The sequence below is a fragment of the Geobacillus sp. Y412MC52 genome (assembly GCF_000174795.2).
GTDB lineage: Bacteria > Bacillota > Bacilli > Bacillales > Anoxybacillaceae > Geobacillus > Geobacillus thermoleovorans.
The window spans coordinates 1,455,564-1,477,358 of record NC_014915.1 but is presented as its reverse complement, the minus strand read 5'-3'; the positions used below and the strand labels follow the sequence as shown (position 1 = coordinate 1,477,358).

At 49.1% G+C, this 21,795-nt stretch carries 17 protein-coding genes and 1 pseudogene; 3 read left to right on the top strand and 15 right to left on the bottom strand.

The window, feature by feature from the left end:
• Positions 1 to 69 precede the first annotated feature (69 nt).
• Together GYMC52_RS07290 and GYMC52_RS07285 are read left to right on the top strand one after the other, a co-directional pair.
• A complete protein-coding gene (locus GYMC52_RS07290; RefSeq protein WP_013523584.1) occupies positions 70 to 867 on the top strand; it encodes an IclR family transcriptional regulator in 798 nt (265 codons plus the stop codon).
• Positions 868 to 1,151: 284 nt separating this feature from the next.
• A complete protein-coding gene (locus GYMC52_RS07285; RefSeq protein WP_013523583.1) occupies positions 1,152 to 2,090 on the top strand; it encodes an amidohydrolase family protein in 939 nt (312 codons plus the stop codon).
• A gap of 69 nt (positions 2,091 to 2,159) precedes the next feature.
• On the opposite strand, the gene GYMC52_RS07280 is transcribed toward GYMC52_RS07285, so the two are convergent.
• The 7 genes and pseudogenes from GYMC52_RS07280 to GYMC52_RS07250 all read right to left on the bottom strand — a co-directional run bounded on the left by GYMC52_RS07280 (position 2,160) and on the right by GYMC52_RS07250 (position 9,578).
• Positions 2,160 to 2,750 carry a hypothetical protein gene (locus GYMC52_RS07280; protein WP_013523582.1) on the bottom strand — a complete coding sequence of 197 codons (591 nt, stop codon included), beginning with the start codon at positions 2,748 to 2,750 and terminating at the stop codon, positions 2,160 to 2,162.
• A 25-nt stretch (positions 2,751 to 2,775) separates the two neighbouring features.
• Positions 2,776 to 3,202 (bottom strand): annotated as a pseudogene (locus GYMC52_RS07275) (acyl-CoA thioesterase).
• Between the two features lie 15 nt (positions 3,203 to 3,217).
• Positions 3,218 to 4,441 carry an FAD-dependent oxidoreductase gene (locus tag GYMC52_RS07270; RefSeq protein WP_013523581.1) on the bottom strand — a complete coding sequence of 408 codons (1,224 nt, stop codon included), beginning with the start codon at positions 4,439 to 4,441 and terminating at the stop codon, positions 3,218 to 3,220.
• A 23-nt stretch (positions 4,442 to 4,464) separates the two neighbouring features.
• Entirely contained in the window at positions 4,465 to 5,916 is a 1,452-nt protein-coding gene (locus tag GYMC52_RS07265) for an MFS transporter (RefSeq protein ID WP_013523580.1), read from the bottom strand.
• Between the two features lie 19 nt (positions 5,917 to 5,935).
• Entirely contained in the window at positions 5,936 to 6,799 is an 864-nt protein-coding gene (locus GYMC52_RS07260) for a fumarylacetoacetate hydrolase family protein (RefSeq protein WP_013523579.1), read from the bottom strand.
• A gap of 23 nt (positions 6,800 to 6,822) precedes the next feature.
• On the bottom strand, positions 6,823 to 8,376 hold the full coding sequence (locus GYMC52_RS07255) for a class I adenylate-forming enzyme family protein (protein WP_013523578.1): 1,554 nt from the start codon (positions 8,374 to 8,376) through the stop codon (positions 6,823 to 6,825).
• Between the two features lie 107 nt (positions 8,377 to 8,483).
• A complete protein-coding gene (locus GYMC52_RS07250; protein WP_013523577.1) occupies positions 8,484 to 9,578 on the bottom strand; it encodes a cupin domain-containing protein in 1,095 nt (364 codons plus the stop codon).
• Between the two features lie 217 nt (positions 9,579 to 9,795).
• Between GYMC52_RS07250 and GYMC52_RS07245 the strand changes: the two genes are divergently transcribed.
• Positions 9,796 to 10,575, top strand: coding sequence for an IclR family transcriptional regulator (locus GYMC52_RS07245; protein WP_013523576.1), 780 nt, complete (start codon positions 9,796 to 9,798; stop codon positions 10,573 to 10,575).
• 156 nt (positions 10,576 to 10,731) lie between these two features.
• Here GYMC52_RS07245 and GYMC52_RS07240 read toward each other — a convergent pair whose 3' ends face one another.
• The 8 genes from GYMC52_RS07240 to GYMC52_RS07205 all read right to left on the bottom strand — a co-directional run bounded on the left by GYMC52_RS07240 (position 10,732) and on the right by GYMC52_RS07205 (position 21,708).
• The gene (locus tag GYMC52_RS07240; RefSeq protein WP_013523575.1) at positions 10,732 to 11,910 is read right to left on the bottom strand and encodes an acetyl-CoA C-acetyltransferase; all 1,179 of its coding nucleotides are present in this window, start codon (positions 11,908 to 11,910) and stop codon (positions 10,732 to 10,734) included.
• A gap of 18 nt (positions 11,911 to 11,928) precedes the next feature.
• On the bottom strand, positions 11,929 to 13,470 hold the full coding sequence (locus GYMC52_RS07235) for a class I adenylate-forming enzyme family protein (RefSeq protein WP_013523574.1): 1,542 nt from the start codon (positions 13,468 to 13,470) through the stop codon (positions 11,929 to 11,931).
• A 28-nt stretch (positions 13,471 to 13,498) separates the two neighbouring features.
• Entirely contained in the window at positions 13,499 to 13,999 is a 501-nt protein-coding gene (locus GYMC52_RS07230; RefSeq protein WP_013523573.1) for a DUF3237 domain-containing protein, read from the bottom strand.
• Positions 14,000 to 14,005: 6 nt separating this feature from the next.
• Positions 14,006 to 15,358, bottom strand: a complete 1,353-nt coding sequence (locus GYMC52_RS07225) for an MFS transporter (protein ID WP_013523572.1) — start codon at positions 15,356 to 15,358, stop codon at positions 14,006 to 14,008.
• Positions 15,359 to 15,508: 150 nt separating this feature from the next.
• Complete coding sequence (locus tag GYMC52_RS07220) at positions 15,509 to 16,288, bottom strand: enoyl-CoA hydratase/isomerase family protein (protein ID WP_013523571.1); 780 nt, start codon at positions 16,286 to 16,288, stop codon at positions 15,509 to 15,511.
• Between the two features lie 68 nt (positions 16,289 to 16,356).
• On the bottom strand, positions 16,357 to 17,217 hold the full coding sequence (locus GYMC52_RS07215; protein WP_013145560.1) for a 3-hydroxyacyl-CoA dehydrogenase family protein: 861 nt from the start codon (positions 17,215 to 17,217) through the stop codon (positions 16,357 to 16,359).
• 106 nt (positions 17,218 to 17,323) lie between these two features.
• Complete coding sequence (locus tag GYMC52_RS07210) at positions 17,324 to 19,543, bottom strand: helix-turn-helix domain-containing protein (RefSeq protein WP_013523570.1); 2,220 nt, start codon at positions 19,541 to 19,543, stop codon at positions 17,324 to 17,326.
• A 176-nt stretch (positions 19,544 to 19,719) separates the two neighbouring features.
• Entirely contained in the window at positions 19,720 to 21,708 is a 1,989-nt protein-coding gene (locus GYMC52_RS07205) for an acetoacetate--CoA ligase (RefSeq protein WP_041469583.1), read from the bottom strand.
• Between the last annotated feature and the right edge of the window lie 87 nt (positions 21,709 to 21,795).

The following is a 21,795-nucleotide window of genomic DNA, read 5'->3' as shown; positions in this document are numbered from 1 at the left end:
TTCTTAATATGTTATGATATAAGAAATATTGTTCTTTTATATGAAACTATCAAAAAGGGGATAGACTCAATGAAGCACACTGCCGAAGACTATTTGCTTTCATCCGTCAAAAATGCTCTTCGCATTTTGCGCAGCTTCTCACTGGATGAACCGGAAAAAAAAGTGACGGAATTAGCCTCTTCCCTTGGATTGTCAAAAAGCACGGTCAGCCGTCTTCTTCACACATTGGCCAGCGAAGGGTTCGTGACAAAAGATCCGGAAACGCAAAAATATCGGCTGGGCTTGACTATTTTGCAATTGAACACGGTGTTGACATCTCATTTAGAAATCAACCGGGAAGCGCAACCGATACTGGAACAGTTGGTTGACGACTTGCAGGAAACGGCGCACCTTGCCATGCTTGACGACCAGAGCGTGATCTACATCCACCGGGTCGAAAGCCGTCAGCCTGTCCAAGCTCTTTCACACGTCGGCCGACGAAATCCGCTTCATTGCACAAGCTCAGGAAAAGTGCTGCTCGCCCACCAAAAAGAGGAGGACATTGAGGCCTACATCCAGCATGGATTGACCCAATTCACGTTGAACACGATGACGGATCCCCGCATATTGCGCGAGGCATTGCATGCCATTCGCCGGCAAGGCTATGCCATCAGCATCGAGGAACTCCGCGAAGGGGTCGCTTCCATCGCAGCGCCGATCCGCGACTACACTGGAAAAGTCGCCTACGCGCTCAGCGTGATCGGGCCAGTTCACCGTTTTCATCCATACGATCCTACAGTCATCGCCAAAGTAAAACGCGCAGCAAGTGAGATTTCAGAAAAAATCGGCTACTGGCCGTCGTCCTCATCAACAAGACAGTCGATATAATGGTTCTAGAGAACCGGTGATTTAACAGAGAACCATCAAATACTTTCTCTATTTCTCTAATAACTGAAAAACAGTGCAGAAAAAGTCTTTGGTTTGTAATCATGAACCGATGATTTTCAAGAAATTATTGTTTTTCACCAGCCTTTTTCTATATAAGTTGAAACTTTGTTTTACATCCAGTAGAGCGCCCGCTGCATTCTATCAAAATGACTTGTTATGAAGGAAAACAGAATCGAACAATCGGAAAATCTTTATTGCAACTTATATAGAAAGGAGAAAAAGCTATGGGAAAATGTTTTGATATCCATACGCATTTCATTCCCCCCGAAGTGATGCGGTGGCTGAAAGAGGAACAAACCCATATCTCTGTTCATTGGGATGACAAGGAAAAGATGTTGACCATCAACCGTCAGTGGGGGTTTCGCCTAAAGGAGGAATTCATCGATCTTCATGCTTATCTCGAGGCGCAGCGGCGGGCGGGCGTTTCCCATTCGCTCCTCTCTCCCATTCCGCAGCTGTTTTTATATGACGCGGAAGCCGCCGTCACCAACGAACTGGCGCGCCTTTACAACGATGCGCTATGCCGATTGGCCGCAACCCATTCTGATCGCTTATCGGCCTTGGCGACCGTGCCGCTCAATGACCCAGAACAGGCAGCTTTAGAATTACGGCGAGCGATGAAAAACAGGTTAAAAGGGGCGATCATCGGACCATCTGTCGAACAGAAGCTTCTCACCGATGATTCGTTTATTCCATTTTGGGAAGAAGCCAATGCACTAGGCGCTATTCTGTTCATTCATCCGCTTCTTTGCGACGACCCACGCCTAAAAAGACGGCGAATGGCAAATTTGATTGGCGTCCCTTGGGAAACGACCATTTGCGCTACTGACTTGCTGCTTGGCGGCTGGCTCGATCGCTACCCGCACGTCCGCATTTTATTGGCCCATGGCGGCGGCTTTCTTCCTTATCAAATTGGACGGTTACAAAAAGGGTATGACGTATGGCAACCGGTGGCTTCTTTACTGCAAGCCCCACCAACCGACTATTTGCGCCGCTTTTGGTTTGACACCGTTGTTTGGGATTATCGCGTGCTGCAACTATTGATTGACCTCGTCGGCCAAGATCGGGTGCTTCCAGGCTCGGATTTTCCGTTCGACTTATCACAATGGCCGCCTGTACAGCCAAGCCTTGAATCCATCCAAGCTTTCTTAAGCTTGTCATAGTAAAAAAACAAAAGGGGGCAGATGTTCGTCTCGCCCCCTTTTGTGCTGCGGCTATGCGTCGCCTAAAGCCTAAAATAGATATAATTGTTCATCACCCATGCCTAACGGGCAATGCCCATATTCAAATACGCGCAGAAGCGCCCGAAACGGATTTGATCCCCATCCGTCAAGGTCGGCAACAGATTCCCAGGCGCAAGCCATTCCACCGATATACATGACCGAGCAGACAGCCGTCTTTACCACTGATGAGCCGTATTGATGGAAAGCACGATACGCCGCATCAAAACAATGATGAAATAAACGGGCTGGAACTTCGTCGACCAGCCTAGTCAAACATCCTTCTCTCCCTGCAACAGCCGTCGCTTGCTTCATGTGCTCCGGGATGGGAAACAAAGAGCGCCATAACGGGCTTTTCGCCAAGTTCATCTTTGCTAAAGAAGGGACAATCGTTCCTTCTTCTAGCCAATGGATATGATAATGATACTGCTTCAAATCAAAACTAGCCATCCATTCACGAATCGCTTCTTCTGCCTCTTTCCGATAATGTGGAGTGCCTGCATTAACAAACCAATCTATGTTTAACAGTCCAGAAAGGACAGAAATCACTTGCTCAGTCCGCGGGCCATATTTCTCTTTTTCCATCTGCCACAACGTAGTCATGATTCTCCTCCTAGTTGTTTTAGAACTATGTCTGAGACTCTACTGAACGAGAAGACAACTGTTCAACCAACACTTGTTTCACATTAGTAGGAATCGGAACAGCTTTTGGCCTCCCATCAGCAAATGATGCCTATGCTCTCATCTCATACCCAACAGCAACCACTGTTTCATGTTCATAAAACTCGTGGACAATTTGAAATACCTTCTCCCGCACTTCCGTAATCGATGAACCAATACGGACTTCTTCACCAAACACTAACGGGAAGCGAAACTGGCATTTGGCCTCCAAAATCGGCAATCCTATCTTCTGTTCAAATAGTTATTGTTGTTGGATAGCCAAGTTCAGCAAAAAAATGATGCGTCGCTTCGTCCATCCATTTATAAAAATTCGGGTAAAAAACAATGCCAGCCGCATCCGTATCTCCCCAATGGACTCGGAAAGAATACTCCATCGCAATTCCTCCTCGTCAATATTTCGTTGACAGCTGCGGCGGCCCCGATTTCGGCCCGTACGGCCCTTCATCAAGCCATTTGCCAAGACGCGGCAAAATCGGCGCCAATGAAGCCGCTACTTCCCGCTTCATATTGATCGCTGGATCCGTTCCTTGAATGTGCTCTAACGCCATCCCCGCACAATCGCGGTTGTATCGCGCCGCGATCAGGCGCTCATTCGCAGCGGCCGCAATGGCTGCTTTTGCTTCTTCACGCGTGTCGGCCTGAAGCGCCGTCTGAATCGCCTTGGCCGCCATAATCGCATCCGGCACGCCGGAGTTCATGCCGCGGGCCCCGAACGGAGCGAACAGGTGGGCCGCTTCGCCAGCCAACAGCACACGGTGATGGCGGTCAGTGAGCGACTTCGCAACCACCTGGAAAAAGCGGTACGTCGACACCCACGTAATACGGTCCGCGTATTTTTCCGGCATCACTTTCGGCAGCCATTGCTTCACGCCTTCCACACTGCCGAACTGCTCCGGATCATCGCCGTCAAGCAATTGCAAATCAATGCGCCACCCGCCGGCAAACGGCACAAAGAGAACGTTGCGTCCGTCCACAGCCGGATGCTGATAATGAAACACCCGCTCAAGCGGCAGCGGATCGGCTTCATCTTCTTTCACATCCACGACGACAAAGTAGTCTTTCGTCCGCGGCCCTTCCATTTCGATGCCGACCGACTGGCGGACAGTCGAACGAGCCCCGTCAGCCGCAATGAGATAATCGCACGACCATTGTTCGCCAGATGCCGTGATGACAGTGGCTCCTTCCTCATCGGTTTTGACATCGGCAACCGGCGTCTCCCAGACGAATTCGACCCCTGCCTTCAGGCAGGCTTGATACAAAAACTTCTCCGCCTCGACTTGCGGCAAGCTTGTAAACGGTGGAAGCGCATTCGGATCAGGAGCCGGATACCGCTTCATATACACCTCCTTGCCGCGGAACAAGGTGCGCTTGATCGGCCATACGACGCCGTGTTTGGCAAAGGTCCTGCCCAACCCAGGGAAAATATCCTCTAAATGCTGCAACGTCGCCTTATGGAAGTAGATCGCCCGGCTCCCCGGCCGAAGGCGGTCTTTTGGCTCCGCCTCGATCACCGTCGCCGGCAGTCCGAAATGACGCAATGCCAAGGCGGCAGTTAATCCGATCGGTCCTGCCCCGATTATGAGAACGGATCGTCGATTCGTTTTTTCTTTCATGTAAATATCTCCTTTCAACAGCTTTAATGGTTTACATCTGTTTCTTTAGCGTTTATTGCAGTAGTTAGTCTACTTTCTAAACTAGGCTTTACAGCGATGACAAGCAGTAAACTCGCTGCCATTAAAATACCATCAAGCAACAATGCACTTCCCCAACTTCCTGAATGATCGCGCATGGCCCCCGAAATCACCGGCGCTAATAACGCTCCTATTTCGGAGAACAAATTCAGCATCCCAAACGCCGCACCTTTATGTTTTGGCGGGGCAAAATCGGCTGTAAGGGCATGGTTGACCGGTTGAAGCGCGAAAAAGAACACCCCGGAAGTAAATAGAATAAGAGACATAATTGCTGGATTGCTGCTCCCTGACATGACATAAAAGGCAAAGATGAAAATGAAGACGGTCAGCAGCCCCGTCAATACTGCCAATACATTACGTTTTCCGTTGACCGCGTCAGCAAATCGGTCAGCTAATCTTCCCCCAAGCGGAAAGCCGATCAGACCTGCAATAGCGTTAAATGAAGCAATCAGCGCCGCTGAAACGAGCGTGCCCCCTCCGAAATCTTGCACAATCGCCACTGACCAAAAGCCGTAAAACCATAGATGCCATAATACTGGAATGAACGAAAGATATAAAAACAGCAGGTTGCGGCTTTTTAGGATCGGTCCGACTTCTTCACTCTTTGTTTTATAAATATACGCAATATACAGCACCGCCAGCGCTGTCAAAACGAGGCCGATCGTCGCTGGCGATAATTGCATAGCATTCGTGGCATAATATAAAGTCATAATGATGATCAAGAATAAGAGAGAGGTTTGCAACAATCTCCCCACTGGTGGACCGTATGACTCCGATTGCACTGCAAAACCAGCCGGCCTCATCCATTTGTACATCATAGCGCCAACGACAAGCGTAATTGCTCCCATAAGCAAAAACGGCGCTTTCCATGCATGCGTCCCCATCAGCGGCTGAAACAGCTGAACGACGTATGGGGTGGCAATTGTTGCGATCGTTAATCCGATCGTCAGACCGGTCAATACGACGCCCATCCCGAGTCCGACTTTTTCCGGCGGCGTCACTTGGGTGATCAAGGAGCGGTCGTTCGAATAAAAGACGCCCTCCCCAAGTCCAGTAAGCACACGTAGGGCGATAAACGCTGCCAAGCCGCCGACCAACCCGGTCAACAGCGTCGTCACACCGGCCCATACAATGCTGATGACGACGATGACACGATAGCCAAATTTGTCGCCGAAATATCCACCAGGGAATTGCGTAAGCATATACCCAGCGAAAAACAAGCTGCCCAGCAACCCCCCGAGCGCATGAGGATTGGACGATTCTGCCAAAAACTCGACTTTATTTTCAATCATCCATGTAACGACAGGCCCTGTCAATGTTCGATCAATATAGGAGACAACCCATCCTAAAAAGAGCATTAACCATACAGTATGGTACTGCTTCCATCCTCTTTCCATGAACAATCCCCCCTTACCTTTATCGCAATGCAGCCGTGCGGGAAGCCAAGGCAACGTGGACAGAATAGCCCCCGATCCCCTCAATCTCCATGCGGATGACGTCCCCATCGCGAATCGGTCCGACGCCATCCGGCGTCCCTGTCGTAATGACATCGCCCGGCTCAAGCGTCATAATGTGCGAATAAATTTCTATAAGCTCGGCAACAGAACAAATCATTTCTTTTGTATTGGCTTGTTGCCGAACTTCTCCATTGACTGTCAGCACCATATTGACATTGTTGGGGTCGGCAATTTCCTCTTTCGTCACGATCCACGGTCCCATCGGTGTGAACGTATCAAATGACTTGCGCAAACACCGTTCCTCGTGGTGCGTTTCATCCGGACGCAACGTGACATCAATCAACCCGGTGTAGCCAAATATATAGTCGTAAGCGTTTTCCGCTTTGACGTTTTTCGCCGTCTTTCCGATAACAAATGCGAATTCCAGCTCATGGTCGAAACGGCGGTTCGGATCAGGCAAAACAATCGTGTCACCAGGTCCGATGATGGAAGAAGGAGCTTTCAAAAAAAAGCCGAGCCCCTTTGCCGTATGCTCCACTTTCATTTCCTTTTGGTGGGACACATAGTTGACGGGAGCCGCAACGATTTTCCCCGGTTTTTTCAACGGTTGGCGCAGCCGAACATCTGCTAGCGCATAAGCCGGACATTCGTACAAATAGTTTTCAATTTCTGAACGATAGGTGTCAAACTCGGCGATTAACTGCGTCATCGGACAGAAACCGACACCTTGGTGAAGACGGCCAAACAATCGACTCCCCACCTCATAAATGGTATTATCGACAATAACTCCGAGCTGAAAGTCGTTAAACAGCGCCAGTTTCATATGACTCGTTCACTCCTTTTCCCTTACTTGACTTCGATCTGCGCGTATTGCTTGCGCAACATTCCTTTGCTCACCTTTCCTGATGCTGTCGTCGGCAGCTCATCCACGATTTTCAAATATTCAGGCAGTTTATATTTTGCCATTCCCGCCTTAAGCAAATATTGCTGCATGTCTTCGAGTGAAAACGTCGTTCCTTCTTTCAAGGACACAATCGCACAGCCGCGCTCTCCAAGCCGTTCGTCGGGAACGGCGATCACCGCCGCTTGCCGAATATGCGGATGCGAGAGCAACACTTCCTCAATTTCCGCGGCATGCACTTTCAGCCCACCGCGATTGATAATGTCTTTTTTTCGGCTGACATAGTGAAGATAGCCTTTCTCATCTTTCCACCCTAAATCTCCAGTGAGAAAAAAACCGTCTTTGGTCATGAATTGCTGAGTCGCAGCTTCATTTTTATAATATCCTTTGAACAGCGAACGACCTCGAAAACCGATCTCCCCTACTTGCCCGTTCGGCAACGGTTGCTGATTCTCATCAAAAATACCGATTTCCCCTGTTGGGCACGGCCGACCGACCGTATCAGAAGCGAGATGTGGCGCATCATTCGGCCGCGTAAATGATCCCGCTCCAATTTCCGTCATCCCCCACTGAGCAGCGACGCTACAACGGAAACGCTGACGGAACGATTCGACCATCCAAGCCGGAATTTTTGTTCCCCCGGTTAAGACAAGACGCAGTGTTGATGGATATTCTTTTGTTTCATCCGTTCCTTTTAATATATCAATCAAATGGGCAGGTGCAGCTACACAAAAGGTGACTCCATGCTGGCTGAAAGCATCTAAAACACGCTCAACCGAAAATTGCGATAACATCACTTGAGTAGCACCGCTATAAAGGCCCATTAAAATCATTGGTAAGGAAAACATATGGCTCATTGGCGTCAAACAAAGCATGACGTCATCGGCCGTCAGTCCGTATTCCCGCCCATTGTGCAAATGGGCAGGAATAAACGTCTCATACGTATGGATGACTGCTTTTGGATCGGACTCCGTTCCTGATGTAAACATCATCATCATTGGATCGTCCGGGGAAACCTCGCCGCGATCCGCCGAAAGTCCGTTGCCTGTCAACATCGCCTCGAAACTATAGTGATCGGGCTGCTTTCTTCCCCCAACGATGATGACGTGTTGCAACGTCGGAATCGTCTGCCGGAGCGATTCCATCATTTCCGCATGGTCGAATCCTTTCCATTTGTCAATGGCAATGACCGCTTTTACATGGGCAAACGAAAACATAAACGACAGCTCTTTTTGTCGATACACTAAGTTCACAGGCACCATGATGGCTCCAAGGTGCGCCAAGGCTAAATGGGCCACCGCAAACTCCCAGCTGTTCGGCAACTGCACTGCCACGGCGTCACCTTTTTGCACGCCTAAACCTCTCAACCGCTCCGCCAGCCGCAAAGACCGTTCGTTCACTTCCGCAAAAGACAGTGCATGCTCCTCATCGATCATGGCGGTCTTCTCCCCATAATGAGCCACCGCATGCTCAACAATGTCCTGCACCATATTCGGCATTTGGACCCTCAACCGTACAACCCCCTCTTTTTGATTGGCGTATGCAGACGAAAATCATGTTGACCGTTTAAAATCGTTAGGCGCACCTTGAGAAAACAGTGTATATGTTAGAGTTGGGAGAGTGGCTCGAATACATCAGTGATGGATTGATAGCCGCCGTTTTTGTCATACACTTCTTCTCTCTCCAAATCAAGCCGCTCCATGATCGGCAAATCATTAATCGAGAATAAATAGGCGTCTCCCTCTCCTGTATTGACATGCTCATGCCAACTCCAAGGCGGCAAAATGAAGAAGTCACCTTTCTCCCATTCAAATTTGACCCCATCGATTATCGTGTATCCTTCACCGTCAAGAATATGATACACGGCGCTATGAACATGGCGGTGCGCCTTTGTGTGCATGCCAGGGGTTAATTTTTGCATCATCGTTCCAATGCGCAAGTCCGCTGATCCACCGGTCAACGGGTTGATGTAATCAACCGCATAGCCGTCATACGGATCAGGATCAAGCTTGGACAAGTTCTCAAGCACTTGTTTCGTTGTTTTCCACTTATAGGCGATCAACGGAGAAGGATAGCCTTTTCGCTTCCGGTCGGAAACCGGACGCAACGCCCCCGTTGCATATTTGAACGTTGAACCGTTGTGAGGACCAGAAACAGGAAATACATCCTCAGAATACGGCTCAAAGAACGAACCGGCAAAGTTTCTTACCAACCCAACATCGAGGCCGTCCATCCAAATAACCGGTTCCGTTCCTTCATGACCGTGATCGTGCCACGTCCATGCCGGTGTCAAAACCAAATCTCCGCGCTCCATATATGTTCGTTCTCCATCGACGGCCGTATAGGCCCCTTCGCCTTCAATAATAAATCGGATCGCCGATTGGCTATGGCGATGTGCGGGCGCCACTTCGCCTGGCAACAACAGCTGCACTCCAACGTACAGTGTGTTGGTCGAATAGCCGATTAGACCTCGTTTCAATAGCGATGGGTTTTGCAAATAAACGACTCGGCGCTCGCTCTCTCTCCCTAAGCGAAGCAACTCTCCAGCCTCCAGCAAATACTTGCGGATCGTCTCCCATTTCCACAAATATGGAACAACTTCATGATCGGGCTCGGGCGTCACCATTTTTCCAAGCTTCTCCCACAACGGACCTAAATACACTTTCTCCAATTCTTCATTAAGACGGTCAAGCGCTTTCATTTTTGGGTCCTCCATTATTCCCTCTCCTTTCAATTCGTATAGTGAATTTATAATTCATTTTTTTACACTTCGAATGATACAACAAACTCGGATATTTGTCAAACTATTTAAAATATAAAAATAAATAATACTTCATCTTCTCTCTAGCCTGGGCATCGGCTATCGCTTTATGTTACAATGAATGTTGAAAATGAAATCGCTACAGAGGAGCACAATCATGAGAAAGGTAAATGTGGAGACGATTCGTTCATTGGAACGGGCGGTTCAAATCTTGAACTGTTTTAGTTTTGAACGTCCTGACCTCTCTATTGAAGAGATCGTTGCAAAAACAAAGCTAGCGAAAGCCACTGTTTACCGCCTGTTATGGACGCTCGAAACGCAAGGACTGATCCATTACGATCAAAAGGAAAACGTATACCGCCTCGGTTATAAAATGCTCGAATACGGTGGAATCGTTCTCGAAAACCTGGACATGCGACGCGAGGCGGAACCGTTTTTGCATGACTTGCAGTCCCAAACAGGCTATACAGTCCTATTTGCTGTGCGCCAACAAGACAGCTTGCAATACGTCATCCGCCTTGACAGCGACGAAGGCTTTCAGCCACGCTCATATATCGGGCGCCGGCGCGTCCTGCATTACGGGGCGCTTGGAACAACTATCATGGCATACTTGCCCGATGAAGAGGCAAAGGCGATTCTCGAAAAATATCCATTGGAGGCCCATACGCCGAACACGATCGTGGACAAGCATCAATTTCTTGAGCGTTTACATCTCATTCGCAAAGACGGATTTTTTGTCGATAAAGACGAAACATTTATCGGTTTTACAGCGGTCGCCGCGCCTGTTTTTGACCGAACTGGCATCATCGGCGCCATCGGTCTGGCCGGCGCCACATTTAAAATGGTGGAAACACTGCCCGAGCTGATCCGCCAAACGGTAAGCACAGCCCAACATATATCGAAACGGCTTGGGCATCTTTCCTATTTCCCTTCCTAGATTAGGAAGCTGCTTCTCGTCCCCGAAATTAATGCAACAATAAAATACGGCGGTTTTTCCTGTTGTATACGGAAAAACCGCCGTTGCGACCATTTGCTACTCGACTACCGTTGTAAAAGCACTGTCCTGTTCTTTTTGTGTTTATCTCTTAACCCATTATAGTCTTTCCCAGATCGCCGCAATGCCTTGGCCGCCGCCGATGCATAGTGAAGAAACACCGTATTTCTTTCCTCTTCTTTTCAACTCATAAACGAGTGTCAACGTGATGCGCGTTCCTGAAGCTGCCAATGGATGGCCAAGCGCGACCGCCCCACCGTTGACGTTGCCTTTGTCATCATCAAATCCCAGTTCCTTCTGGCAAGCCAAATATTGGGCTGAAAATGCTTCGTTGATTTCAATCAAGTCGAGGTCATCAATTGATAAATTCGCTTTGTCGAGCGCCTGGCGAATCGCTGGAACCGGACCGATTCCCATATACTGCGGTTCAACGCCGACGATGCCCCACGAAACGAGACGGGCGAGCGGTTTCAATCCGCGCTTGGCGGCGTAGTCCCCCGAGGCGACAACAACCGCGGCCGCACCGTCGTTCATCCCGCTGGCATTGCCTGGTGTCACGACTCCGTTTTCGAGAAAGCGCGGTTGAAGCGCCCTTAACTGCTCCAAACTGGTCTTCCGCGGATGCTCATCGGTGTCAACGATCGTTTCTCCTTTTTTTCCTTGCACGGTGACGGGGACAATTTCTTGACGGAAATACCCATTGGCCATCGCCGCAAGAGCCCGCTCATGGCTGCGGAGGGCGTGTCGGTCGGCCTCCTCGCGCGTAACGTGATACTTTTTCGCTAAATTTTCCGCTGTCATGGCCATGCTGCAGCCACCAACTGTGTCATACAGCCCATCCCAAACCCAATCTTCCACCGTCGGGCTGCCTAATGGCGTTCCCCAGCGCATTCCTCGAATGACGTGCGGCACTTGGCTCATGTTTTCGGTGCCTCCTGCCAGCACCACTTCCGCTTCCCCGGTTAAAATGAGGCGCGCGGCCATGATAATCGTCTCGAGTCCCGTTCCGCACAACCGGTTCACCGTCACAGCCGGCACGTCGATGGGCACCCCGGCCTTCAAGCCGACGTGGCGAGCAAGCAAGTGAGCATCCCGGCTTGACTGCTGGACATTGCCAAATACAACATGGTCGATTTCTTCTGGCTCGATTCCTGCTTTTTTCATCGCTTCCCGCGCCGCAATAGCTCCTAAATCGGTCGCGGAGATTTCACGAAACGAACCGCAAAATTTAGCAAATGGCGTTCGTGCTCCTTCAATCAACACAATATCCGTCGACATATTCTCCCTCCCAAATATTCAATATTCTTTTAACATTTCTTTTAATTTCCCCTTCTGAATTTTTCCGCTCGCCGTCGTCGGGAATTGATCAACAAAAACAACTTTGTTTGGAAGTTTATAGTCCGCAACCAATGGACGTAAAAACTCGATGATGTCTGCCTCGGTTATATGAACGCCTTCCTTGGGTTGAATAACAGCGCAAACTGATTCGCCTAATACTGGGTCAGGCAAGCCGACTACTGCCGAGGCGAAAACGACTGGGTGCTGCTGCAAAATCGTTTCGATCTCTTTCGGATAAATGTTGTATCCACCACGGATGATAAGCTCCTTTTTCCGTCCGATAAATCGAATATATCCGTATTCATCCATCATCCCAAGGTCGCCGGTATAATACCAGCCGTCCTCATCAAGCACCTCGGCGGTCTGTTCCGGCATGTTGTAGTATCCTTTCATGACACCAAACCCTCGGCAGGCAATTTCCCCAATTTCCCCTGGTGGAAGCGTCTCTCTCCGTTCATTGACAATCTTCACTTCATTTCCTTCCAGCGCTTTGCCGACCGTTTCAAATATTCGATCTTCTTCTGCCTCAAACGGAGTGATCGTAACAGAGCCAGTCTCCGTTGTCCCGAACGATATGCATAACGTCATCCCCATTTTCTCACGTATCGCTTTTACCGTCTCCAACGGACAAACATCCGCTCCCGTCATTCCTGCGCGCAATGACGACAAATCGAATGACTCACTATTCAATACGTTTAACTCCATATGAAGCATTGCCGGCACAGCATGATGAATGGTTACTTTTTCTTTTTCGATAAGCCGCAGCGCCTCTCTTGGGCTGTACCTTTCCTGCAGCACCATTTTTGCCTGGCTGTATACAGCGGACATCAAGTTGCACGCCATGCCGAACACATGGAAAATCGGCGTACAAATAAGAAACACATCATCTTGATTGCACCTCAAGCTGTCGGCAATCGCCACGCCTGATTGGACGATGCCGCAATGAGTAATCATCACTCCTTTTGGCGCTCCGGTCGTACCAGACGTGTATAAAAGACAAAACAGGTCATGTTGCGGATCAATCGTCACCATGGGCAACGATTGATCAGTTGCATAGGCCATAAGCTGCTCCAAAGAAAAGAAGCCTGATTTGACAAACCGAACCGTAATAATTTGATCAACACTGGTTCGAATGAAACTCAATCCGATATGCTTTTCGATTTCCTCACATACAAAAATAGCTCTCATTCCAGAATTTTTTATAATATGTTCAACTTCGTGCCGTCGATATTTCGGATTAAAAGGAACGACGATCGCTCCAATTTGGGAGATAGCAAAAAATAGTTGGACTGTCTCAAGCCAGTTCGGCAAACAAACGCCCACACGATCCCCTTGCTTGATGCCGAGCGAGACTAGAGCTGATGCCAACTGGCGGACTTCCTTGTGCAAATCACCATAGGTGATTCGACGCCGCAGGTCATAGATGGCCTCTTTGGATGGATTTTCCACCGCCGCTCGTTCCAATAGTTGAGGAACAGACAAAACACGAACGGTTTCCATCTCTCCCCCTCCCTCCGTTTCCCCAAAGTTAACCGGCTTGATAAAACGTGATTTCCACTTCCGTTGGCTTTCGAATTCCTTCCCCAACAAACACCATTTTATTCAAAAAATCATATCGTCCGCTTTGCACTTCAAAAATAGGGGTCGTTTTAAAATAATAAGAGTCCCGCGGCACATCTTCGCCGCGGAATATTTTATCGATGATTTCTTTCGGCCCATGTCGGTATCCTTTATTGACAACATAAATAGGCACCCCGTCATCCGTCTCGATCACATAATGGGCGAGCAGCTCTGCTACCCCATCTCTCCGAATCAATTGATAGTCCGCCCCTCCAGGCGACACCTTTCCCCGCATCAAAGGTCCCTCAAAACTTCCACCGAGAATTGGGATCACTCTTCGGTGTCCATATCCGACATCTCCTATTTCAATCGGTTTTCCAACCTCAATGTAAACAGTAAATATATGTTCAAGTCGGATGGTTGTTCCCTTCTTTCTATGAAATTGACCTTCTCCGTCTCTACAAAGCAATTCTGTTCATGAAACAGTCACTTGCCCATTCCCTGTCTTCGCTTGCTCGTTGCGATAGATTGCATACTTTTCTTGCACGAGCAACACGGCAAGGCCCCCTAATACCGCAGCGCTTGCAATAGCAGCAAAATTATATTGAGGCGGCAAGTTAAAGGACAGCAAAACCCCAACAAACGTCGGTGCAACAATGCCACCGATTCTGCCGAACGCCATCGTGCTCCCTAAAGCAGTGGACCGCATCACTTCCGGATAGTATTGTGAAACAAATGCATTGGCAATGTTTTGGACACCTACTGAGGCGGCTCCAATAATGGCAATCAGTGCAAAAGCAACGATTGTACTGCTCATAAAACCAATCAGCGATAAAGCGACCGCTCCACAGAAGAACAAAGGGACAAGCACCCTCTTAAATCCCCATTTATTCACTAACGGACCGAAGACTACAGTACCAATGATCGCCCCAATTTGCATCACGGCGGTAAATGCAAGGCTGGAGCTCAAATCATAGCCTGCTTTCATCATCAGTCGGGGAAGCCATGTGTTCATTGAGTAAATAAGAACAAACGCACTGAAGCAAGATAGCCAAAACATCACGGTGCTAAACGCCCGATTCTCTGTGAATAATTTCACGATAGGTAAAGAAACTTGAGTCTTTCTTTCAGGCTTGACTAGTTCAACCACATCATCATGACTAATATGAGGATCAATCAAAGCAAGAACTTTTTGTGCTTCCTCTTCCCTTCCCTTTTCTAGAAGAAAACCAACCGACTCGGGAACACCTTTCATTAAAAATGGAAGGAATAATACCGGAACACCTCCGATCCAATAGATGGACTCCCACCCAACCGTCGGCAAAAGCGCCCGGCTCGTCAATGCAGCGGCAATAGCCCCAACTGAATAACCACAAAAAATCGAAGCAACAATGGCTGTACGAACTCGTTTGGGAAACATTTCTGTCGCTAGTGCGATGACATTAGGCATAACGCCGCCAAGACCAATCCCAGCAATGACCCGAGAGATGGTAAATAAAATTGGATTTGGAGCGAAACCGGCAAGGAAGGTAAAAAAGCCAAATAAAAATGTAGTCAACAAGATAATTTTTTTGCGTCCCATTCGATCGGCCAGCATGCCAAACAATACCGCTCCAATAGCTGTTCCAATGACTGTATAGCTACCGATGGCACCAGCTGTGACATCTGAAATCCCCCACTCTTGAATCAATAAAGGAACCGAAGCGCCATAAATGACAACATCATACCCATCAAGCGTAATCACTAGAAACAGCCAAATCATAAGCCAAATATGGAATGAACGGACTGGGCTATTGTCAATCACATCAGCCGGATGAATTTGTTTCACATGGGTTCCCTCCCTAATATATTTACGTTTTTGCTGTTGTCATCCACCGCTTTGGGATGCTAGTCAAGACCGATTCGTTCCCCAAAGGCAGTAAACATCTATCCGGGTCAGAACTTGCTTAATAACCCTGTTCTCCGTTACTGACCATATCTATTTTCCACTAAACACCGGCTTCCGTTTTTCAGCAAACGCCCGCATGCCTTCTTTTCGATCTTCGGTCGCAAAGGCGTTTCCAAAGCAAGCGGTTTCCACCATCAACCCTGACTGCAAATCCACATTGGCTCCTGTGTTGACCGCTTCTTTCAACATGCGCAGGGCCATGGTCGGTTTTTGCGCCAATTTTTCGGCCCATTCTTTTGCGGTTGGCAACAATTGATCGGCCGGAACGACTTTGTTCACTAAATGGATGGCAAGCGCCCGCTTGGCATCGATCATTTCGCCGAAATAAAGCAATTCTTTCGCCACTCCTTGACCGACGATGCGCGGCAGCCGCTGCGTCCCGCCGCCACCCGGGATGATGCCGAGGTTGACCTCTGGGAAGGCAAACTTGGCGTTCTCTGAGCAAATGCGCAAATCGCATGCGAGCGCCAACTCGCAGCCCCCGCCAAGCGCCAGTCCGTTCACCGCCGCGATTACCGGTTTGGAGGCGTTTTCAATTTTTAAAAACGCGATTCGTGAAATTTTGTTCATTTCCATCATGCCGGCCAAATCCAAGTCCATCATTTCACGAATATCGGCCCCGGCTACAAACGCTTTTTCCCCCGCTCCGGTGATGACCACGGCCCCTACTTGTTGGTGGGCTTCGAGCTCATCAATCAAAGCAGATAGCTCTTGAAATACTTTTGTATTCAACGGATTGAGCGGAGGGCGGTGAATGGATACAACCGCCACTCGGTTTTCGATTTCACATTGCAAAAATTCATAGTTCACGGTTCATTCCTCCTCCTAGAATTTTTGGCAGCCTAGGGTGACGTATGGCGAGCATCGCCGCTCCACCCTTATCGGACATCATCGTAATCGTAAAACCCGGCTCCCGTTTTTCGGCCGAGCCTTCCTGCCCGGACAAGCTGTCTCAGCAATAAAGGCGCTGCAAATCGGTCATCCTTAAACTCTTGATAAAAATAATCCATGACATGAAGGCCGATATCGACCCCGGCAAAATCTTGCAGCGTAAACGGCCCCATCGGGTAGTTCAAGCCGAGCGTCACCGCTTTATCAATGTCTTCCATCGAAGCCACTCCCTCCTCGACGAGGCGAATCGCTTCGATGAACTGCGGAATCATAATGCGGTTGACGATGAATCCTGGGGAATCTTTCTTCACCTCAACCGGTTCTTTGTTCAGCTTTCGGGCAAGCTCTTTCGCCTGTTCGACCGTTTCATCGCTCGTTTTGTATCCGCGTACGACTTCGACGAGTTTCATCAGCTGCGGGGGATTGAAGAAATGCATGCCGACAACTTGGCTTGGACGGTTGGTGGCAGAAGCGATTTCTGTGATGGACATTGATGACGTGTTCGTCGCTAGGATGGCGTATTCTGGTGCAATGTTGTCCAATTGAGAAAAAACTTCTTTTTTCACCTCCATGTTTTCGATGACAGCCTCAATAATGACATCCGCCTGCCTCATTTCCTGTAAGCTTGTCGATCCTTTCACCCGTTCTAGCACCTCATGTTTTTGCTCGGCGGTTAATTTCCCTTTCGCCACGCTTTTATCCATAAATGCTTCCATCCGCGAACGTGCTTTTTGTAGCATGCGTTCGTCGATGTCTACTAATATGACATCAAATCCCGATAAAGCGGCCAAGTTGGCAATGCCGCTTCCCATCGTGCCTGCTCCTACGACTCCGATCGTTGATGTCATTTGTCAAGTCCTCCTCTGTTTTTTTAGAATTTTCTATATTATCTTTGCTATTGATTATAAAAAAGGTGAAAATAAAAAAATACCTGCATGATGCAGGAAAACACGCTTATCTTTTCGACATTTTGGCGGAAGGCAGACCGTATAAGTCGTATAATTTCAACGCCATCATCAAGTTGAACCGTTGCTCTGCACCCTGCAAAGAAAAACCGAGCATTTCTTCAATCTTTTCCAAACGATATTGAAGGGTGCTGCGGTGAATGTACAGCCTTTCAGCAGTTTCCGTTAAATGGCCGTTGCAATCAAGGAAAACGCGAACTGTTTGCAGCCAGTCGGCATTCCGCCCCACGGAATGCCGGAGCAACGGACCAAGGTATTTGTCGACAAAAAGTTTCGCGGCCTCTAATTCTTTTAAATGGTGCAATACCGTATACGCCCCGAGTTCATCAAAAAACGCCACGCTTTTTCCGGGAAAATTGCGGATCATCACTTGCATCGCCTGCATCGCCTGCCGGTAGGAAACATAATAATCTCCAATCGACGAGGCCTTTCCACCGATCCCTAAAAAGACACGGTACGACGTCTTCTCTTCGTTGATCCATCGGCTTATCCGCTGATGCCATTCGCTCCAATATTTCTCCGGCTTCTTTCTTTCTCTTGCCGCTGGGGCGATCAAAATATATTGGTCTTCAACAGCTCCGTACAACAAGCTGGAGTCCTCGGCGGCAATTCGCACTTTTAGCCGGTTCCAGAGCACCGTCTTCTCCGCATTTTGTTTGACTAAATCAACCGTCCCGTTCGATTCATCCATCTGCAAGTGCAACACAGCAAGCCGATGCTCTTCGAAAATGTTCCATTGAAATACATTGGCGTACTGAATGATGCTCTCTTCATCTTCGATTTCTGCGGCCAGCAACTTATGCAAAAAACTGTCTTTCAGCTGTTCTTTTGTCTCAAACACGAGTTTTTGTTTCATAAATTGAATCGAAAAAATATTGCGGGCCAACTCAACACCAAGAAGAAAAAAATCGTCCATTTCGTTTGGCGATGTCTCAATGGCTAAATAGCCAACCGCATCTCCACCATTATGAATCGGCCAAACCACAATCGACAAATCTGATAATCCTTCGAGCTGAATATGTCCGCCCATACGGCTTTTCCCTAGCACTTGATTGAATACCTGCTTCGCAATTTGCTGTAGCTGTTGCCCGCTCAGCCCACTTCGTTCATGTGCAATTGGCCTCATAAAACGGTCAAACACGATGACCGCTTTATCAAACATGTGGCTTACTGTTTTTGTAATACCGTGAAAATCTTCATGTCGAATCGTTTCTTTCATCAATTTTTGTTGGTATTGAAGCAGGAAACGCAAGCGGTTGGTATGATCCCGCTCCTGTTGGTACAGCCGGACATTTTCCAGCATCACGGCCACGTAGTTCGCCAGCATGTCCAAGATCTCGACATCTTCTTTTGTAAATGTCCCTTCGTTTTTCCGTTCGACGTGCAAGACGCCGATCGTTTTGAAGTTGACGACCAGCGGCACCGTTAACTCGTCTCCGCCTGGTCTCTCCAAGAAGGGGAAATAATCGCTGACCCGATAGTTATTTTTCATCATCACTTGTTTCGGACTCGCTACTTTGCCGTATAAAGGGGGATGAACAACGAAGCTGTTGTCCTCTTCTCTGTATAAATACATACAGGCGCCGCCCGCATTCGTCCCCTTGCCCGCCCGTTCAACGATTTTTTCGACAAACTGCTCAAGCGGCGTATCCAATGAAACATGCTGCGCCAGCCACTGAAGGCCGACCATTTTTCGCCGTTGGGTTTCTTTTTGCCTGGCGACTGTAACAGCAAGGGCAACATCTTCTCCAAAATCGTCAAACAACTGCCTCGCCTCAGCCAGCAAAGAAACATAACGGCGAAATCCGATCATGCAAATGCCATATTCGCTTTCTTGATCCTTAATGGGAACGCTGAACCACGTTTTAATACCGTTTTTCCTCAACAATTCGATCAGCAAACACGGGCTGTCCTCTTCCACCTCTTGAAATGTTGTGCTTCCTTCAAACAGCCGCGGCAAACAATTGGCCATTGCGATCGGGGGATGGGGGATTCCGCGCTGAAAATCTCCTTGATATAACGTCGGAACAACATGGTCTCCTTCCTTTAGCACAATCGCAATCAAGTCGCACTCTAGTTCCTCACGAAATGAGTTCACCAAGTATTGCAGCGCTTCCCCTTCCGTATTAAACTTCACCAGTTTCCGCGCTGTTGTCCGCAAATGATTTTCAATTTTTTTCATCAGTTTTTGCCGCTTGTTTTCGTCCATGGTGCTTGCCTCCTCCTAGAAATATTGATGCATTACATTTTTGCGTCCTCTCAAGAAAGTCTTCCGGCAACATCAATGGCTTCTCTTATGAGCCAAGGAGTGTCTTAGACATAGAAAGGTTGTTATTAAGCGTCGTCACTTAATAACAACCTTTCGCACGTTTCAAGAAAAGGACTTCAGCTTATCTGCGTCTTCGCCGCCAGCGTCTTCGCCAGCTCGAGGAAAAAGTCGAGCGCCTCTGGATTGGCCATTGAGCCCGGGTTGACTGCCTTTTCGAGCGGGAAGCCTAAGAGCAGTTTCCGGATCGGAATCTCCATTTTCTTTCCGTTTAGCGTTTTCGGAATTTGCTTCACCTCGTAAATTTCATCTGGAACAAAGCGCGGCGAGACGTGTTGCCGAATCGATTGGCGGATGCGTTCTTTCAGCTCGTCATCGAGCACTGCGCCCGGCTTGAGGACGACAAACAGCGGCATAAACGATTGCTTGCCCATCATTTCCAAATCGACAATGAGGCTTTCGAACACCCCGTCGACCGCTTCGACCGCACGGTAAATTTCGCTCGTGCCCATGCGGACGCCGGCGCGGTTGATCGTCGAGTCGGAGCGTCCGTAAATGACGCATCCCCCTTGTTCGTCAATTTTAATCCAGTCGCCGTGCTTCCAGACGCCCGGGTACGTGTCAAAATAGCTGTTCCGATACCGTTCGCCGTCTGGATCGTTCCAGAAAAAGAGCGGCATCGACGGCATTGGTTTTGTGATGACAAGTTCGCCGACTTCATTGACAAGCGGCCGACCGTTTTCGTCAAATGCCTGCACATCCGCGCCCAACGCGCGGCACGAGAGGACGCCGGCGCGCACCGGCAAAATGGGGGAGCCGACGACAAACGCGGTGCACACATCCGTTCCCCCGCTGCATGACGCTAGACAAATATCGTCCTTGACGTTTTCATACACCCATGCGAACCCTTCGACCGTCAGCGGCGAACCGGTCGAGAGCACGGCCTCGAGCTTTGACAAGTCATATTGCTCTTTTGGCTTCAGGCCGAGCTTCATGCAGATGTTGATAAACGCCGCGCTTGTGCCAAAATGGGTGATGCCCGCCTTTTCGGCCAAATCCCATAAGACGTTGCCATCTGGATACGTCGGGCTGCCGTCATAGAGCACGATGGTCGACCCGGCCAGCAGTCCGCCGATCAAAAAGTTCCACATCATCCATCCAGTCGTCGTAAACCAGAAAAACGTGCTGTCTTTCGTCAAGTTTTCTGAAATCGTCAATGCTTTCAAATGTTCAAGCAAAATGCCGCCATGCCCCTGGACGATCGGCTTCGGCAAACCGGTCGTTCCCGAAGAATACAAAATCCAAAGCGGATGGTCAAACGGAACGTCTTCATAGACGAGCTCCGCCTTGTCCGCCACGACATCATCCCACAGCACGACGCCCTCATCCGGTGCTTCCATCTGCCCGCGCCAATACGGAAGCAGCACCGTCTTTTTCAATGACGGCAATTTGGCGCGCAATTCGGATACGACCGGCATTTTGTCAAATTCTTTGCCGTTGTATTGGCAGCCGTCGACGGCAAACAAGACAGTCGGCTCGATTTGCGCGAACCGGTCAATGACGCTGCCAGCGCCAAAATCCGGCGAGCAACTTGACCAAATGGCGCCGATCGAGGCGCACGCCAAAAACGCCATCACCGTCTCGGGGATATTCGGCATATAAGCGACGACGCGGTCGCCGCGCTTCACTCCCATCGCTCGCAATGCTTTGGCGATCGCCGCCGTTTTTTCGCCGAGCTCCTGCCATGACACTTCCCGGTACGGCACGCGTTCCGAGCGGAAAATGATGGCCGGGCGGTCGGCGCGCGCATGCCGGAAAATATGTTTCGCATAGTTGAGCGCAGCGCCTGGAAACCACTCCGCCCCTGGCATCTTCCGCTCCCGCAGCACACACTCATACGGCGTTGCCGCCTGAACACCACAATATTCCCAAACCGTTTCCCAAAATGACTCAAGCTCGTCGACCGACCATGTCCACAGCTCGCGGTATGAAGAGAAGGAGAGCCCTTTATGTTCTCTCAACCAATCCATATATCGATGAAGGTTGGAGCTCTTGATTTGTTCCTCCGTCGGCTGCCAAAGAATCGTCCCTTCCGTAATCGCTTTCATTTCGTCGTGCGTCAATGGACGCCGTCACCGCCTTTCTGCCGATAATTTGTTCAGACTATTCATATGATAACATGATTTCCTACTGTT

What these genes read in the sequence shown, in the direction of transcription:
- GYMC52_RS07245 (WP_013523576.1), top strand. Translation starts at nt 9,796, where the DNA reads ATGAGAAAGGTAAATGTGGAGACGATTCGTTCATTGGAACGGGCGGTT.
- GYMC52_RS07270 (WP_013523581.1), bottom strand. Translation starts at nt 4,441, where the DNA reads ATGAAAGAAAAAACGAATCGACGATCCGTTCTCATAATCGGGGCAGGA.
- GYMC52_RS07280 (WP_013523582.1), bottom strand. Translation starts at nt 2,750, where the DNA reads ATGACTACGTTGTGGCAGATGGAAAAAGAGAAATATGGCCCGCGGACT.
- GYMC52_RS07210 (WP_013523570.1), bottom strand. Translation starts at nt 19,543, where the DNA reads ATGGACGAAAACAAGCGGCAAAAACTGATGAAAAAAATTGAAAATCAT.
- GYMC52_RS07285 (WP_013523583.1), top strand. Translation starts at nt 1,152, where the DNA reads ATGGGAAAATGTTTTGATATCCATACGCATTTCATTCCCCCCGAAGTG.
- GYMC52_RS07290 (WP_013523584.1), top strand. Translation starts at nt 70, where the DNA reads ATGAAGCACACTGCCGAAGACTATTTGCTTTCATCCGTCAAAAATGCT.
- GYMC52_RS07265 (WP_013523580.1), bottom strand. Translation starts at nt 5,916, where the DNA reads ATGGAAAGAGGATGGAAGCAGTACCATACTGTATGGTTAATGCTCTTT.
- GYMC52_RS07205 (WP_041469583.1), bottom strand. Translation starts at nt 21,708, where the DNA reads ATGAAAGCGATTACGGAAGGGACGATTCTTTGGCAGCCGACGGAGGAA.
- GYMC52_RS07250 (WP_013523577.1), bottom strand. Translation starts at nt 9,578, where the DNA reads ATGAAAGCGCTTGACCGTCTTAATGAAGAATTGGAGAAAGTGTATTTA.
- GYMC52_RS07215 (WP_013145560.1), bottom strand. Translation starts at nt 17,217, where the DNA reads ATGACATCAACGATCGGAGTCGTAGGAGCAGGCACGATGGGAAGCGGC.
- GYMC52_RS07235 (WP_013523574.1), bottom strand. Translation starts at nt 13,470, where the DNA reads ATGGAAACCGTTCGTGTTTTGTCTGTTCCTCAACTATTGGAACGAGCG.
- GYMC52_RS07260 (WP_013523579.1), bottom strand. Translation starts at nt 6,799, where the DNA reads ATGAAACTGGCGCTGTTTAACGACTTTCAGCTCGGAGTTATTGTCGAT.
- GYMC52_RS07255 (WP_013523578.1), bottom strand. Translation starts at nt 8,376, where the DNA reads ATGCCGAATATGGTGCAGGACATTGTTGAGCATGCGGTGGCTCATTAT.
- GYMC52_RS07240 (WP_013523575.1), bottom strand. Translation starts at nt 11,910, where the DNA reads ATGTCGACGGATATTGTGTTGATTGAAGGAGCACGAACGCCATTTGCT.